We start from the raw sequence: 14,734 nt of genomic DNA, 5'->3' as shown, positions 1-14,734 counted from the left end.
GCCAGCTTATTGCGTGGCACCGACATTTTCGCCTGCCCGCGAAGGAACGCGGACCCATTGACACAACTGAGGTGAAGCGGTTCACTGAACCGTATCACTGAAGCGGTTCACAACCCCGCTTCACCAGGTGATAGGTTTACCGATAATCTAAGTAGGAAATACGGGGAGGGGGTGACCGTGGGCATCGACGTGCACCAGCACCTGTGGACCGGCTCGTTCGTCGAGGCGCTTCGCGCCCGCACCTCCCCGCCCCGCCTCGATGGGTGGACCCTGATCCTGGACGGCGAGCCCCCCTACCAGGTGGACCCGGCCGACCACGCGAGCAGGGACACCACGGGCCTGGAGCTCGCCCTGGTCTCCCTGTCCAGCCCGCTGGGCATCGAATCCCTCCCGCCGGAGGAGGCCTGGCCGCTGATCGACGCCTACCACGAGGGCGCGCTCGGGCTCGGGCCGCCGTTCGGCGCCTGGGCCGCCACCTGCCACAGCGAGCCCGACCCCGACCGCCTGGCCGCCGACCTCGACCGGGGGTTCGCCGGGCTGCAGATCCCGGCCACGGCCGTGCCCGACGACCGGCTCCTGGACGTGCTCGCCGCCAGGGACCTGCCGCTCTTCGTCCACCCGGGCCCGGCCCAGGGCGCGCCCGGCATGCCCGCCTGGTGGCCCGCGCTGGTGCCGTACGTGCAGCAGATGCACGCCTCCTGGCACTACTTCCACGCCATCGTCAGGCCACGGCACCCGAGGCTGCGCGTCTGCTTCGCGCTGCTCGCCGGTCTGGCCCCGCTGCACTCCGAGCGGCTGATCACCCGTGGCGGCGACGGCCGGGGCCAGATAGACACCGGCTTCTTCGTGGAGACCTCGTCGTACGGTCCGCGTGCGATCGACGCGATCGTCCGCGAGCTGGGCGTCGACGTCGTCGTCAACGGCTCCGACGCCCCCTACGCCACCGCACCCGACCCGGGCCTGGGTGAGGCCGCCGGGCACGCCATCCGGGTCACCAACCCCCGTCGTCTACTCGGCGGACGTCTACTCGGAAGAGAGGAGTTTCGCACGTGAGCGAGCACACCATCCACCAGATCCAGGACGGGGGCGCCTGCGCCCGGCTCCCGGAGCGCACGCTCGACCGGCGTGAGCTCCGTGACCTGGTGGACGACCTGGCCGCGCGTCCCGAGGAGTGGCGCGACCAGGTCGACTTCCCCGCGGGCGGCGGGCGGCACTACGCCTCGCTCTACCGCGACGCGTACGTGGACGTGTGGCTGCTGTGCTGGCGGCCCGAGGACGACACCGGCTGGCACGACCACGACATCTCCTCGGGCGCGGTCCACGTGGTCCAGGGAGCTCTGCTCGAGTGCAACCCGCGCATCGGCGGCGAGCACCTGGAGACGGTGATGGCGGAGGGACGGTCGTTCTCGTTCGGCCCCGACCACATCCACCGGCTGACCGGCACGACGGACCACAGCGTCTCGATCCACGCCTACTCGCCGCCGCTCTGGCGGCTCGGCCAGTACTCGATCGACGCCACCGGCGTGATGCGCCGCGTCTCGGTGAGCTACGCCGACGAGCTGCGGCCCATGGAGACCGGCGAGCCGCGCCCTATGGACGACGCGGTGGCCTGAGCACGCAGCAGCTTCCGCAGGGCTCGGCGTCGGGCAGCGTGATCCACAGGCAGCAGGTCCTGCGGAAGTAGCCGTCGCCGGTCGGCTCGATCAGCCCGTCGACCGGCCGGCCGATCTCTCTCAGCAGCTCCATGTAGTCGGCGGGCGCGAGCAGGGTCAGCGGGTGGGCGAACGCCTCGGCGGTCGAGCCCCACAGGGTGCGCTCGCCCACCTTGGCCATCGCGCTGATGGCGCGCACCAGCGGCTCCTGCGACTCGGCGAGCGCGCCGCCGATCGCGCCCGCGCCGGACGCCCAGCTCACCCGGGAGGCCGCGATCGTCACCCCGGCATCCGACACCCTGAAGTAGGTGTCGGCCAGCCGCATGATCGGGATCCGGCCGTCCAGCGCCCAGCCGAGCGCCATCGGCATCGTGTGCCAGTAGGCGTAGGTCTTCCAGAACAGCGCCGCGCCGACGTGCCGCGGAGCGTTCCAGCGCGCGGCCGTCTCGTCGACCAGCCTGCCGAGCAGGTGATGCGGCGCGCGGAGCAGCTCCGAAGCCGGTGTCCAGCTCTCGTCGGGCGAGACCACGAGACCGGGCTCGACCCCGATCACCCCGCCCCGCTCGGCGGCCATGCGCTCGAGCACCTCGGTCAGCACGCCGGAACCCCCTCCTACGACCATAGGTAAGCCTAACCTAAAGCATTGGGCATCCGGAGTTGACAACGTTGTCTGTACGTCCGACATGGGACATGATCCGAGCGTGAGACCGACGATGAAGGACGTCGCCTCGGCCGCGGGGGTGGCGCTCAAGACCGTCTCCCGGGTCGTGAACGGCGAGCCGGGGGTCAACCCGGTCACGGCGGAGCGCGTGCGCGACGCCATAGACCGGCTGGGCTACAGCCGCAACGAGAGCGCCAGGGTGCTGCGCAGGGGCCGCACCTCGACCGTCGGCCTGGTCATCGAGGACGTGGCCGATCCCTTCTACTCGGTGCTCAGCCGCGCGGTGGAGGACGTCGCCATCACGCACGGCTGCCTGCTGCTGACCGGCTCGTCGGGCGAGGAGCCCGACAGGGAGCGCGAGCTGATCCGCACGTTCTGCGCGCGCAGGGTCGACGGGCTGATCGTGGTGCCGGCCGGCGGCGACCACTCCTACCTGCGTCCCGAGCTGGACGCGGGCACCCCTGCGGTGTTCGTGGACCGGCCGCCGGGCCCGGGGCTCGACGTGGACACCGTGCTCAGCGACAACGCGGGCGGCGCCCGGCTGGCCACCCGGCACCTGCTCGCCCATGGCCACCGCCGGATCGCGTTCCTCGGCGACCTTCCGTCGATCTTCACCGCCGCCCGGCGGCTGCACGGCTACCGGGACGCTCTGGGGCACCTGTTCGACGAGCGGCTGGTGTCGATGCGGCCGCCCTCGCCCGAGACCGTGCGGGCCGACCTCGACCGCATGCTGGCCTTCGACCGGCCGCCCACCGCGCTGTTCACGGGCAACGGCCGGCTCACCGTCACCGCGCTGCGCGTCCTGGGCGGGCAGCCCCTGGCGCTGGTGGGCTTCGACGACTTCGAGCTGGCCGACCTGCTCAGCCCCGGCGTGACCGTGGTGGCCCAGGATCCCGCCGGGATGGGCAGGCGGGCGGCCGAGCTGCTGTTCCGCCGCCTGGCGGGCGACGAGGGCCCCTCCGAGCACCACGAACTGGCGGTCCGCCTCATCCCCCGCGGCTCGGGCGAGCAACCCCCCGCCCTCACCCCTGAACCCACCCTGAACCCACCCTGAACCCACCCGCCTGACCTCCCCCCTCGAGGCTCATCCGCCGGAGACCGCCAAGGTCACACGCCGGAGGACCGCCGACGTCACGTGCCGGGGGACGGCCGGGTGGCCGCCACCGGCTCGGGCCGGAGCGCGCCGGCGAGCGCGAGCGCGACGAGGACGCCCGCGCCACCGGCCGCGACGATGGCCGGCCCGGGGCCGAGCGCCTCGCCGAGCACCCCGATCAGCGCCGCGCCCACGGCCTGCCCGGTCATCAGCCCGGCCGACTGCAGCCCGAACGCCTGCCCGCGCACGGCCTCCGGCACCGCCTCCAGGAACCGCCGCTGCAGTCCCAGTTGGTAGGAGAGCCCGGCGGCGGCCACGGCGGCCAGCGCGGCGGCCCAGGCCACTCCCGGCGAGGCGAGGAAGGCCAGCCACGGCAGTCCGAGCAGCACGGCCAGCGGCAGCGACAGCCGCTCCCTGAGGCCGGGGGCCACGAACCTGCCCACGACGAACTCCCCCACCGCCATGCCCACGGCGGCCATCGCGAGCACCACCCCGGCCTGCCCCTGCCCGCCGAGGTAGGGCACGACCATCGCCTCCGCCCCGGCCAGGCACACGGTCGGCAGCCAGCAGGCCAGCAGCAGCCCGCGGACGCGGCGGTCGGCCAGCAGTTGCCGGTTGACCCGGAGCGTCGTGCGCACCGCGCCGCGCCCGGCCGTGCCCCTGGCGGGCCGGTATGGCAGGCCGAACCTGAGCACCACGGCGGCCACCGCGGACAGTCCGGCGGTCACCGCGAGCGCGCCGTGCGGCCCGGTGACGGCGAGGAAGACGCCGCCGACGGCGAGCCCGGCGACCTGGGCGCCGGCCGAGGTGACGCCGAGCAGCGAGCGGCCCAGCACGAAGGCGTCGCCGGGCAGCACCTCGGGCAGCAGGGCGCTGCGCGCGGCACCGAACACCGGCGAGAACAGCCCGGTCACCAGCACCAGCGCGAGCATCGCGGGCACCGGCAGCCCGGCGTAGGCGAGCAGGAGGCAGACCGCCACCCTGACCAGCTCGCCGGTGATCATCACCGCCCGTGGCGGCAGCCGGTCGGCCAGCGACAGCAGGAACATCCCGCCGAAGATGTAGGGCAGCCAGCCCGCCATGTAGGCGGCGGCCGACAGTCCCGGCGACCCGGTCTGGGCGTACACCAGCACCGACAGGGCCAGCATCTTGATCGAGTCGCCGGACACCAGCAGCGCGAAGCTGCCGAACAGCACCCGGAACTCGCGAACCGCGAACACCTCACCGAAGGTGGCCCCGCGTTCGGTCACGTCCCACGCTCCTCTGGTCGGCGGCCCCGGGAGGAGGGGGCCGCCGGTCACGATGCTGGTGCGCCGGGGCGGAGGGGGGCGACTGTTTCGGATATAACCGAAAGGTGTTCAGGATCGAGATCACCCCGCAGGACGTGGCGGCCAGCCGGTTCGCGATCTCGCCGTTGATCGAGACCATGCACGCGCAGTGGGTCCTGTCGGGCAGGTCCGAGGCGGGGGTGCACCGGCGCTGGGTGGAACGGTGGCGCGAGACGTACAGGGAGCTCGAACGCCGGCATCCCGCGCTGCGGGCCGCGACGGCGATCACCGGCAACAGGGGGCACGCGAACGTCGACTTCGTCGCGCCGCCGCCCACCGGGCTGAGCGTGCCGTTCGAGACCGAGCTGGCCGCCATGCGCTCGACTCCGGTCGCCCAGGCGCACGCGGAGATCGGCGCGGTGCTGGCGGCCCGGCCCCCGGTGGCCGCGTGGGCCGTCGAGCTGCTGCTCGGCCCCGACGTGGTGCGGCTGCTGGCCGACGCGTACGAGGCGCTCTGGGCGGAGATCGTCTCACTGGCCTGGCCGCGCTTCCACGCGGTGCTGGAGCGGGACGTGGTCCAGCGGGCGGGGCGTTTGGCGACGTACGGCTGGGCCGCGGCGCTCGGCGATCTCAGCTCGCAGGTCAGGTGGCACGGTGACGGGTACATCGAGATCCGGATGGGCAGCCGCGACGAGCGGCACCGGCTCGGCGGCAAGGGCCTGCTGTTCCTCCCGTCGGCGTTCCTCGGCGTCGTCGGCGCCTACCTGGAGGAGGCCTGGCCGTACGCGCTGGTCTATCCGGCGCGCGGCATCGCCATGGAGCCGCCCGCGCCGGAGCCCGGCCTCGCGCTGCTGATCGGCCGCACCCGGGCGCGGGTTCTCGCCGAGCTCTCCGTGCCGGCCACCACGACGCATCTCGCGGCCCTGCTGGGTCAGGGGCTCGGCACCACGGGCGGCCACCTCGCCGCCCTGCGCGGCGCCGGTCTCGTCACCCGCGCGCGCACCGGGCGCAGCGTCCTCTACTCGCGCACGCCGCTCGGCGACGCCCTGATGGCGGGGTCGCTACCCTGACCCCCCGGTACGGGCGTGTCGCGGGCACGCGGGGATCGCTAGCCTGTGCACCGGAGAGCACGAAGGTATAGTCGTTGCGCATCCGTTCAGCAACAATGTTCAAGCCCCAGGGAGCGCGCGCATGAATGCCGCCGACATCGGACCGGAGGCACAGGCCCGGTTCCCTCAGGAGCTGATGTACGCGGCCGCCTCGCAGTATTACCTCGAGGACGCGACGCAGGCCGACATCGCCAAGCGGCTCGGCGTAAGCAGGGCCACCGTGAGCCGGCTGCTGACCGAGGCGCGCAAGCACGGCCTCGTCGAGATCCGGGTGCACCGGCCCGCCATGCTGGAGGAGGGCCCGCTGGCCGCCGAGGTGGCCGCCGCGCTGCGCCTGGAGCGGGTCTACCTGGTGCCCAAGGCCAGCGGCCCGACACTGGGCCCGTGGCTGGCCCCGGGGCTGGCCAGAGCGCTCGCCGCGGTGGGCCTGACCTCGGGAGACGTGGTCCTGGTCTCCTCCGGCAGCACGATCTACGAGTGCGCCCGCGAAGGGCTCGGCCGGTTCCCCGGCGTCACGATCGCGCCGGCCGTGGGCGGCCAGGAGGATCCGCAGCCCTGGTTCCAGACCAACGAGACCACGCGCCTGCTGGCCGAGCGGGTCGGCGGCGTGCCGAGCTACCTCTACGCGCCCGCCCTGCCGGGCCCGGAGCTGTTCTACTCCCTGCAGCACGAGCCGTCGGTCCGCAGGGTCATGGACCTGTGGGCGCAGGCGAAGTGCGCGATCGTGGGCGTCGGCTCGCCGCCGCTGATGCGGCAGGTCGTGCCCGCCTTCGTGCCCCGCTACGCCGACAGCCTGCGCCAGGCCGTGGGCGACGTGTGCTCGCGCTTCTACGACCGCGACGGCGAGCCCGTCGGTTATCCGGGCAGCGAGCGGCTGGTGGCGACCGGCCTGGAGGACCTGCGTCGCATCCCCTACTCCATCGCGGTGGCCGTGGGCCCCGAGAAGGTGGTGTCGATCATCGCCGGCGCGCGGGGCGGCTACTTCAACCGGCTCGTCACTGACGCGCTGACGGCCGAAAGTCTCCTCGCGGCCACCCGCTGACTAGTCTGGAGCGATTAACAGCAGGTCACAGGCGTTTAAAGTCTCTGAACACTTTTGCTGGACAAAAGTTCTGAGGGCGCGCTAGCGTGAGTCGCACCGCAGCGCGTTGCCGTGTGTGAGCGGTCCTGTGCCCTGCGGCACTCGGGGGAACGCGACGCAACCACCTCCGCGAGGACGTAGCAAGTGAGGAAAAGACCCGTGAACAGAACCCAGATGCGGACCACGGCGTTCGCCGCGGTGGCAGTCATCGCAAGCGCGGCCCTGTCCGCCTGCGGCTCCGGCACCAGCACCACGGACGCCGGCTCCGGCGGCAACGGCGGCGCGGAGAACGCCAAGGTCGCCTTCCTCATGCCCGACCTCGCGTCGACCAGGTACGAGCTGCAGGACAAGCCGCTGTTCGAGGCCAAGATGAAGCAGCTCTGCCCGAGCTGCACGGTCATCTACCAGAACGCCGACTCCGACGCCGCCAAGCAGCAGCAGCAGGCCAACTCGGCGCTGGCGCAGGGCGTCAAGGCCATCGTGATCGACCCGGTCGACTCGGCCGCCGCGGCCACCATCGTCAAGACGGCGCAGGCGCAGCAGGTGCCGGTCATCGCCTACGACCGGCCGATCCCGGCGACGCCCGCCGACTACTACATCTCGTTCGACAACGAGAAGATCGGCTCCATGATCGGCCAGTCGCTGGTCGACCACCTCAAGGCCGAGAAGATCGAGGGCGGCCTGCTCCAGGTCAACGGCTCCCCCACGGACGCCGCGGCCGGCCTGATCAAGAAGGGCATCCACAGCGCGATCGACCCGAGCGGCTTCGAGCTGCTCGCCGAGTACGACACCCCCGACTGGCAGCCGGAGAAGGCGCAGACCTGGGTCAGCGGCCAGATCACCCAGTTCGGCGACAAGATCGCCGGCGTCGTGGCGGCCAACGACGGCACCGGCGGTGGCACCATCGCGGCGTTCAAGGCCGCGGGGGTCAAGGTGCCGCCGGTCACGGGCAACGACGCCGAGACGGCCGCCGCCCAGCGGATCATCTCTGGCGACCAGTACAACACGATCTCCAAGCCGATCAAGATCGTGGCCGAGGCCGCGGCCGACGTCGCCTGGCAGTTCATGCAGGGCGAGAAGCCCGCCGGCAAGACCACGCTCTACGACACACCGTCGGAGCTGTTCATCCCCACGGTCGTGACCAAGGAGAACATCAACAAGGTGCTCTTCGACAGCGGGATCATGAAGGCCTCCGAGGTCTGCACCGGCGCCTACGCCGAAGGCTGCGCCGAACTCGGCATCAAGTAGAGCTCGAGGAGCCTCCTTGTCCTCCAACCGGCAATCAGACAGCGTCCTGTCCCTGCGCGGGATCAGCAAGACGTTCGGCGCGGTCGCCGCGCTGACCGGCATCGACCTCGATGTGGCCGCGGGACAGGTCGTGGCCATCGTCGGAGACAACGGCGCGGGCAAGTCGACGCTGGTCAAGATCCTGTCGGGCGTGCACCCGCCGGACTCGGGAACGATCACCTTCGGCTCGAAGACGGTCGACATCCCGACTCCGGCGGCGGCTCACCGGCTCGGCATCGCCACCGTGTTCCAGGACCTCGCGCTGTGCGAGAACCTGAACGTGATCCAGAACCTGTTCCTGGGTCAGGAGCTTCGGCCGCTGCGGCTCAACGACGTGGCGATGGAGACCCGTTCGTGGGAGCTGCTCCGCCAGCTCTCGGCCAAGATCCCCAGCGTGCGGGTGCCGGTGGCCTCGCTCTCCGGCGGTCAGCGGCAGACCGTCGCGATCGCCAGGTCGCTGCTCGGCGACCCCAAGGTCATCATCCTCGACGAGCCGACCGCCGCCCTGGGCGTCGCCCAGACGGCCGAGGTGCTCAACCTGGTCGAACGGCTCCGCGAGCACGGCCTCGGCGTCATCATGATCAGCCACAACATGGCCGACGTGAAGGCCGTGGCCGACAGCGTCGCCGTTCTCAGGCTCGGCCGCAACAACGGGGTCTTCGCCGTCGACGACGTCTCCACCGAGGACATCATCGCCGCCATCACCGGAGCCACCGACAACGCGGTGACCCAGCGGCAGGCGCGCCGGAAGGAAGGGCACTCCTCGTGAACACCACGGTCAACGGCACGACCACCGATCGCCAGGACGAGCGGCTGCAGCCGCGAGAGGGCCTGCGCGGCGCGATCTCCGACGTGGTCGAGCGGGCCCGGGGCGGCGACCTCGGCGTGATCCCGGTCGTGGTCGGCCTCATCGTGATCTGGAGCGTGCTGCAGATCCTCAACCCGGTCTTCCTGTCCAGCGCCAACCTGGTGAACCTCACGCTGGAGTCGGCGGCCGTCGGCATCATCGCGCTCGGCATCGTGTGCGTCCTGCTGGTGGGTGAGATCGACCTGTCGGTCGGCTCGGTCAGCGGGCTGTCGGGAGCGGTCCTGGCCGTGCTGTTCGTCAGCCAGGGGATGACCGTCTGGGTGGCGATCCTGGGCTCGGTCATCATGGGCGCGGTGATCGGCTGGGTCTACGCGCAGCTGTTCAACCGGTTCGGGGTGCCGAGCTTCGTCATCACGCTGGCCGGTCTGCTGGCCTTCATGGGACTGCAGCTGTACGTGCTCGGCAGCAAGGGCTCGATCAACCTGCCGTTCGACTCCGGGCTGGTGAACTTCGCCCAGCTGGCCTTCGTGCCCGACTGGCTCTCGTACACGTTCGCGGTGGTGACCGCGGGCTGGCTGTTCGCCACCGGCTACCTCCACGCGCGCGAACGCCGCAGGGCCGGGCTGTCGTCCAAGACGACGTCCATGCTGGTCATCAGGAGCGCGGCGCTGCTGGCGGTGCTGGTCTTCGTGGTCTGGTACCTCGGGCAGACGCGGGGCATCGGCTGGATGTTCGTCTTCTTCGTCGGGATGGTGCTGGTCATGCACTACCTGCTGTCCCGCACCAAGTGGGGCAGGGCCGTCTACGCCGTCGGCGGCAACGTGGAGGCGGCCCGCCGGGCCGGCATCAACGTCAAGGCGATCTACACCTCGGTGTTCGTGCTCTGCTCGTCCTTCGCCGCGGTGGGCGGCATCCTGGCCGCCGCCCGGCTGGCCGCGGCCAACCAGAGCAGCGGCGGGGGCGACGTCAACCTCAACGCCATCGCGGCGGCCGTGATCGGCGGGACGAGCCTGTTCGGCGGGCGCGGCACGGCATTCGGCGCGCTGCTCGGCATCATCGTCATCCAGTCGATCTCCAGCGGCCTGACCCTGCTGAACCTCGACTCCTCCATCCGGTTCGTGGTCACGGGCGTCGTCCTGCTGCTCGCCGTGGTCGTCGACTCGATCGCGCGCAAGTCGCGGACCTCACACGGAAGAGCCTGATGGCGGCGATCTGCGTCGATGCCGGGACCACGGTGGTCAAGGCGGTCGGCTACGACGGGACGGGCGCGGAGGTCGCGATCGCCCGGCGGGAGACCGGTGTGTCCCGGCCCGTGCCCGGCTGGGCCGAGCAGGACATGGGGATGGTCTGGGACGCGGTCGCGCGCACGGTGCGCGACGTCGCGTCCCAGGTCGAGGGGCCGGTCGACTTCCTCGCGGTCACCGCGCAGGGAGACGGGGTCTGGCTGGTCGACGCCGCCGGCGAGCCCACCGGGACCGCGATCCTGTGGAACGACGGCAGGGCCGTCGCCACGATCGACGCCTGGACCCGCTCCGGAGTGGCCGAGCGCGCCTTCCGCCTCAACGGCTCCTCCGCCGCCTCGGGCCTGCCGCACGCGATCCTCAGCTGGCTGCGCGAGCACGACCCCGACCGGCTCGACCGCTCGGCCGCCAGCCTCACCTGCGGCGGCTGGATCTTCTCCCGGCTGACCGGCGAGATCGCCACGGACGAGTCCGACGCGTCGGCCCCCTTCATGGACCTGCGCACGCGCGCCTACTCCCCCGAGCTCATGGCCATGTTCGGCCTGGAGTGGGCCGAACGGCTGCTGCCCGAGCCGCGCGACGACACCCGCCGCGTCGCCGGGCTGACCCCGGACGCCGCCGGGCTGCTCGGCCTGCCCGCCGGGACACCGGTCGTGATGGCGCCCTACGACATCGCCTCGACCGCGTTCGGCGCCGGCGCCGTCCGGCCCGGCCAGGCCTGCGGCATCCTGGGCACCACGCTGTGCACCGAGACCGTCGCCGACCGGCCCGACCTGGACGGCGACGCGGTCGGCGTCACGATCGCGATACCCGGCGGCTACCTGCGGGCGTTCCCCACCTTCGCCGGGGGCGAGGTCATCCAGTGGGCCTGCCGGCTGCTCGGCCTGCCCGGCCCGGCCGCGCTGGGCGAGCTGGCCGCGCAGAGCCCGCCGGGCGCCCGCGGCCTCGCGTTCCTGCCGTACTTGTCGCCGGCCGGCGAACGGGTGCCGTTCTCCGACCCGCTGGCCCGGGGCGCCTTCCTGGGCATGTCGTTCGACCACGGCCGCGAGCACATCGCCCGCGCCGTGCTCGAAGGGCTCACACTCGTCATCCAGGACTGCCTGGCCGCCTCCGGGGTCGTCACCAGTGAGCTGCGCGTGTGCGGCGGCGGCTCGGCCAGCGCCCTGTGGGTGCGCATGATCTCCGACCTCACCGGCCTGCCCGTCTACCGGTCGAGCGACGCCGAGGTCGGCGCGCGGGGCGCCTTCCTCGTCGGGCTGGTCGCCACGGGCGCCGCCGCCGACGTCCGGGCCGCCGCCGACCGCTTCGTCCGGCTGCGCGAAGCCGTGCGCCCCGAACCCGGCCCGTACGGCACCGCCTACCGGGACTTCCTCGCCCTGCGCGACAACAGCGCCCGAGCCTGGCCGCTGCTCGCCGAGATGCGGAACCGTGCCGGGGACCATACCTGGGGGCGTACATGAGCGTGTGGATCGGCATCGACCTCGGCACGCAGAGCGTGCGCGCGATGGCCGTCACCGGGACCGGGCAGGTGCTCGGCGCGGCGAGCCGGGCCCTGACCAGCCGCCGCGACGGGCCGCGGCACGAGCAGGACCCCGAGCAGTGGTGGCGTGAGCTGGCCGCCGCCACCCGCGAGGCGCTGCGCGACGTGCCGCCCGGCCGGGTCGAGGGTGTGGCCGTCGACGCCACCTCTGGAACGGTCCTACTCACCGATCGCGACGGCGACCCGCTCACACCCGGCCTGATGTACGACGACCGGCGGGCGACCGGCGAGGTCGAGCGGGTCAACGCGGTGGGCGCGCCGGTGTGGGAACAGCTCGGCTACCGGCGCATGCAGGCCAACTGGGCGCTGCCCAAGCTGCTCTGGCTGCTGCCGGCCGCTCCGGCGGGGGCGCGGCTGGCGCACCAGAGCGACTTCGTCAACCGCCGCCTGACCGGCCATGACGTCGCGACCGACCTGAGCAACGCGCTGAAGACGGGCGTGCACCTGATCGACGAGCGCTGGCCCAGCGAGGTGTTCGACGCGCTCGGGGTGCCCGCCTCGGCGCTGCCCCGGGTGGTACGGCCCGGCAGCCGGCTCGGCACGGTGTGCGCCGAGGCCGCCGAGGCCACCGGCCTGCCCCCGGGCACCCCGGTGATCGCCGGCACCACCGACGGCTGCGCCGCCCAGCTGGGCGCGGGAGCCCTGGAGGTCGGCAGCTGGAACTCCGTGATGGGCACCACGCTCGTGCTCAAGGGCGTCACCCGCGAGCTCGTCCACGACCCGCTGGGCGTCGTCTACTCGCACCGCGCGCCCGACGGCTCCTGGCTGCCGGGCGGCGCCTCCAGCACCGGCGCGGGCGTGCTGGCCCGCGACCTCGCCGGTCGTGACCTCGACGCGCTCAGCGGGCAGGCGGCCACCCGCTCCTGGCCCGATCCCGGCGCCACCATCTACCCGCTGGTCTCGCGGGGCGAGCGGTTCCCGTTCGACGCGCCGGGGGCGGAGGGCTTCACGCTCGGCCACGTCTCGGACGACGTCGAGCGGTACGCCGCGATCCTGCGCGGGGCGGCCTACATCGAGCGGCTCTGCTTCGACTACCTCGACCTGCTCGGCGCGCCGGTGGACGGCGAGATCATCCTGACCGGCGGGGCGACCCGGAGCGCCTACTGGAACCGGCTCCGCGCGAACGTCCTCGGGCGGCCGGTGACCCTGCGGGAGAACGCCGAGCCCGCGCTCGGCATGGCCGTGCTCGCCGCGGGGCCGGACGCGTCGGCGCGGATGGTCCGCACCCGCGAGGTCGTCCGGCCGGACGGGACCGACCTGCGCGAGCACTACCTGCGCTTCGTCGACGAACTGGAAGACCGCGGCTGGCTCCCCTCGCCGGCCGCCGCCCACGCCCGCGAGAGGACCACACGATGACCGAGCTGGTGCTGGTGCGCCACGGCGAGACCGTCTGGCACGCCGAGAACCGCTACGCCGGGCTCAGCGACATCGAGCTGACCCCGCGCGGGCACGACCAGGCCGCACGCCTGGCCGGCTGGGCCGCCACCGCGGGCCTGTCGGCCGTCTACTCCTCCACCCTCGGCCGGGCCCGGATCACCGCCGCGGCCGGCGCCCGCGAGGCGGGAGTGGAGCTCCAGGTGGACGCCCGCCTGGTCGAGCTCGACTTCGGCCAGGGCGACGGGCTGACCGCCGCCGAGATGCACGAGCGCTTCCCCGAGGCCCGGGCCGCGTTCGAGGCCGACCCGGCCGCGCACCCGCTGCCCGGCGGCGAGGACCCCCACCGGGCCGCCGACCGTTTCGTGGCCGCCCTGCGCGACATCCACGCCGCCCACCCGGACGGCCGGGTGCTGGTGGTCGCCCACACGACCGCCATCAGGCTCGCCCTGTGCCGGCTCATCGGGGTGCCGCTCGGCTCGTACCGGCGGCTCTTCCCGCGCCTGGACAACTGCGCCGTCACCGAGCTCCGCGTACGTGCCGGACAGGTCGCGATCCTGCAGTTCAACTCCCCGATTGGAGTCCTTCGTTGACACTTCGAGTCCTCACCGCCGGTGACCATTTCGTCGAGAACCGCCTGTTCATCGACGCGCTCCGGCGCGAGGTTCCCGGCGAGGTGGAGATCCGCGAGCTCACGCTGCCGTGGCCGGTGGTGCCGTTCGGCCGGGTGGGCGAGGTCGACGAGGCGTCCGACGTGGAGGACGAGCTGATCGAGGCTTTGCGGGGCGTCGAGGTGTGCGTCACCCAGATGGCCCCTCTGACGCGACGCGTCCTTTCCGCCAGCCCCGACCTCAGGCTGTTCAGCGTCAGCCGGGGCGGCCCGGTCAACGCCAACCTGGAGGCGGCCACCGAGGCGGGCGTCGCCGTGACCTTCGCCCCCGGCCGCAACGCCGTCGCCACGGCCGAGCACACGATGTCCATGCTGCTGGCCGCCACCCGCCGCATCCCGCAGACCCACGCCGACCTGGCCTCGGGCGTGTGGCGGGGCGACTACTACCGCTACGAGATGGTCGGGCCGGAGCTCGACGGCAGCACGGTCGGCCTGGTCGGCTACGGCGCGATCGGCCGCCGGGTCTCCCGGATGCTGGCGGGCTTCGGCGCGCGGGTGCTGGTGCACGACCCGTACGTCGACGTGCCGGGCAAGGTGGGGCTCGACGAGTTGCTCACCCGCTCCCGCTTCGTCTCCCTGCACGCCAGGGCGACGCCCGAGACCGCCGGCATGATCGGCGCCGCCGAGATCGCCCGGATGCCCGCCGGTTCGGTGCTGGTCAACTGCGCCAGGGGGGCGTTGCTGGACTACGACGCGATGTGCGACGCGCTGGACTCCGGCCACCTGTTCGGCGCCGCCGTGGACGTCTTCCCCGAGGAGCCCATCCCCGCCGGGTCGCGGCTGCTCACCACGCCCAACCTGGTGATGACCCCGCACCTGGCCGGGGCGAGCAAGGAGACGGCGATCAAGGCCGCGCGGATCGTCTCGGCCGACGTGGCCCGCTACGTGCGCGGCGAGCCGCTGGCCCACTGCGCCAACCCGGCCTTCGCCGCCTCCTGACCGAGGCTCGG

The 14,734-nt window shown here is 72.7% G+C and carries 14 protein-coding genes; 12 read left to right on the top strand and 2 right to left on the bottom strand.

Features of this window, described 5'->3' with window-relative positions:
* The first annotated feature begins 177 nt into the window (after positions 1-177).
* Positions 178-1,053 (top strand): amidohydrolase, encoded by an 876-nt coding sequence (locus AB0C16_RS17625; RefSeq protein WP_357683994.1) that lies wholly within the window; start codon positions 178-180, stop codon positions 1,051-1,053.
* On the top strand, positions 1,050-1,613 hold the full coding sequence (locus AB0C16_RS17620) for a cysteine dioxygenase family protein (protein ID WP_357683991.1): 564 nt from the start codon (positions 1,050-1,052) through the stop codon (positions 1,611-1,613). The genes AB0C16_RS17625 and AB0C16_RS17620 overlap by 4 nt, the downstream gene beginning before the upstream one ends.
* Here the strand turns inward: AB0C16_RS17620 and AB0C16_RS17615 are convergent.
* Positions 1,591-2,250, bottom strand: coding sequence for a (2Fe-2S)-binding protein (locus tag AB0C16_RS17615; protein ID WP_357683988.1), 660 nt, complete (start codon positions 2,248-2,250; stop codon positions 1,591-1,593). The two genes, AB0C16_RS17620 and AB0C16_RS17615, sit on opposite strands and share 23 nt — an antisense overlap.
* Positions 2,251-2,365: 115 nt before the next feature.
* Here AB0C16_RS17615 and AB0C16_RS17610 point away from each other — a divergent pair, with 115 nt between their 5' ends.
* Positions 2,366-3,367, top strand: coding sequence for a LacI family DNA-binding transcriptional regulator (locus AB0C16_RS17610; protein WP_357684164.1), 1,002 nt, complete (start codon positions 2,366-2,368; stop codon positions 3,365-3,367).
* A gap of 77 nt (positions 3,368-3,444) precedes the next feature.
* On the opposite strand, the gene AB0C16_RS17605 is transcribed toward AB0C16_RS17610, so the two are convergent.
* A complete protein-coding gene (locus AB0C16_RS17605; RefSeq protein ID WP_357683985.1) occupies positions 3,445-4,656 on the bottom strand; it encodes an MFS transporter in 1,212 nt (403 codons plus the stop codon).
* A 104-nt stretch (positions 4,657-4,760) separates the two neighbouring features.
* On the opposite strand from AB0C16_RS17605, the gene AB0C16_RS17600 reads away from it, so the two are divergent.
* The 9 genes from AB0C16_RS17600 to AB0C16_RS17560 all read left to right on the top strand — a co-directional run bounded on the left by AB0C16_RS17600 (position 4,761) and on the right by AB0C16_RS17560 (position 14,723).
* Positions 4,761-5,744 carry an ArsR family transcriptional regulator gene (locus tag AB0C16_RS17600; protein ID WP_357683982.1) on the top strand — a complete coding sequence of 328 codons (984 nt, stop codon included), beginning with the start codon at positions 4,761-4,763 and terminating at the stop codon, positions 5,742-5,744.
* A 121-nt stretch (positions 5,745-5,865) separates the two neighbouring features.
* Positions 5,866-6,825 carry a sugar-binding domain-containing protein gene (locus AB0C16_RS17595; RefSeq protein WP_357683979.1) on the top strand — a complete coding sequence of 320 codons (960 nt, stop codon included), beginning with the start codon at positions 5,866-5,868 and terminating at the stop codon, positions 6,823-6,825.
* A 198-nt stretch (positions 6,826-7,023) separates the two neighbouring features.
* Positions 7,024-8,112, top strand: coding sequence for a sugar ABC transporter substrate-binding protein (locus AB0C16_RS17590; RefSeq protein ID WP_357683976.1), 1,089 nt, complete (start codon positions 7,024-7,026; stop codon positions 8,110-8,112).
* 16 nt (positions 8,113-8,128) lie between these two features.
* The gene (locus tag AB0C16_RS17585; protein WP_357683973.1) at positions 8,129-8,920 is read left to right on the top strand and encodes an ATP-binding cassette domain-containing protein; all 792 of its coding nucleotides are present in this window, start codon (positions 8,129-8,131) and stop codon (positions 8,918-8,920) included.
* A complete protein-coding gene (locus tag AB0C16_RS17580; RefSeq protein ID WP_357683970.1) occupies positions 8,917-10,161 on the top strand; it encodes a sugar ABC transporter permease in 1,245 nt (414 codons plus the stop codon). Before AB0C16_RS17585 ends, AB0C16_RS17580 begins: the two co-directional genes overlap by 4 nt.
* The gene (locus AB0C16_RS17575; RefSeq protein WP_357683967.1) at positions 10,161-11,660 is read left to right on the top strand and encodes an FGGY-family carbohydrate kinase; all 1,500 of its coding nucleotides are present in this window, start codon (positions 10,161-10,163) and stop codon (positions 11,658-11,660) included. The genes AB0C16_RS17580 and AB0C16_RS17575 overlap by 1 nt, the downstream gene beginning before the upstream one ends.
* Positions 11,657-13,096, top strand: a complete 1,440-nt coding sequence (locus tag AB0C16_RS17570; RefSeq protein ID WP_357683964.1) for an FGGY family carbohydrate kinase — start codon at positions 11,657-11,659, stop codon at positions 13,094-13,096. The genes AB0C16_RS17575 and AB0C16_RS17570 overlap by 4 nt, the downstream gene beginning before the upstream one ends.
* Positions 13,093-13,707, top strand: coding sequence for a histidine phosphatase family protein (locus tag AB0C16_RS17565; RefSeq protein WP_357683962.1), 615 nt, complete (start codon positions 13,093-13,095; stop codon positions 13,705-13,707). The genes AB0C16_RS17570 and AB0C16_RS17565 overlap by 4 nt, the downstream gene beginning before the upstream one ends.
* Positions 13,704-14,723 carry a 2-hydroxyacid dehydrogenase gene (locus tag AB0C16_RS17560; protein ID WP_357683959.1) on the top strand — a complete coding sequence of 340 codons (1,020 nt, stop codon included), beginning with the start codon at positions 13,704-13,706 and terminating at the stop codon, positions 14,721-14,723. Before AB0C16_RS17565 ends, AB0C16_RS17560 begins: the two co-directional genes overlap by 4 nt.
* Positions 14,724-14,734 lie beyond the last annotated feature (11 nt).

The organism is Nonomuraea sp. NPDC048916 (genome assembly GCF_040649575.1).
Classification (GTDB): Bacteria; Actinomycetota; Actinomycetes; order Streptosporangiales; family Streptosporangiaceae; genus Nonomuraea.
The sequence above is the reverse complement of the archived record's forward strand: the minus strand, read 5'-3'. Positions and strand labels throughout refer to the sequence as shown.

Coding starts and splice junctions, on each gene's coding strand:
- AB0C16_RS17575 (WP_357683967.1), top strand. CDS start 10,161: ATGGCGGCGATCTGCGTCGATGCCGGGACCACGGTGGTCAAGGCGGTC.
- AB0C16_RS17570 (WP_357683964.1), top strand. CDS start 11,657: ATGAGCGTGTGGATCGGCATCGACCTCGGCACGCAGAGCGTGCGCGCG.
- AB0C16_RS17565 (WP_357683962.1), top strand. CDS start 13,093: ATGACCGAGCTGGTGCTGGTGCGCCACGGCGAGACCGTCTGGCACGCC.
- AB0C16_RS17610 (WP_357684164.1), top strand. CDS start 2,366: ATGAAGGACGTCGCCTCGGCCGCGGGGGTGGCGCTCAAGACCGTCTCC.
- AB0C16_RS17595 (WP_357683979.1), top strand. CDS start 5,866: ATGAATGCCGCCGACATCGGACCGGAGGCACAGGCCCGGTTCCCTCAG.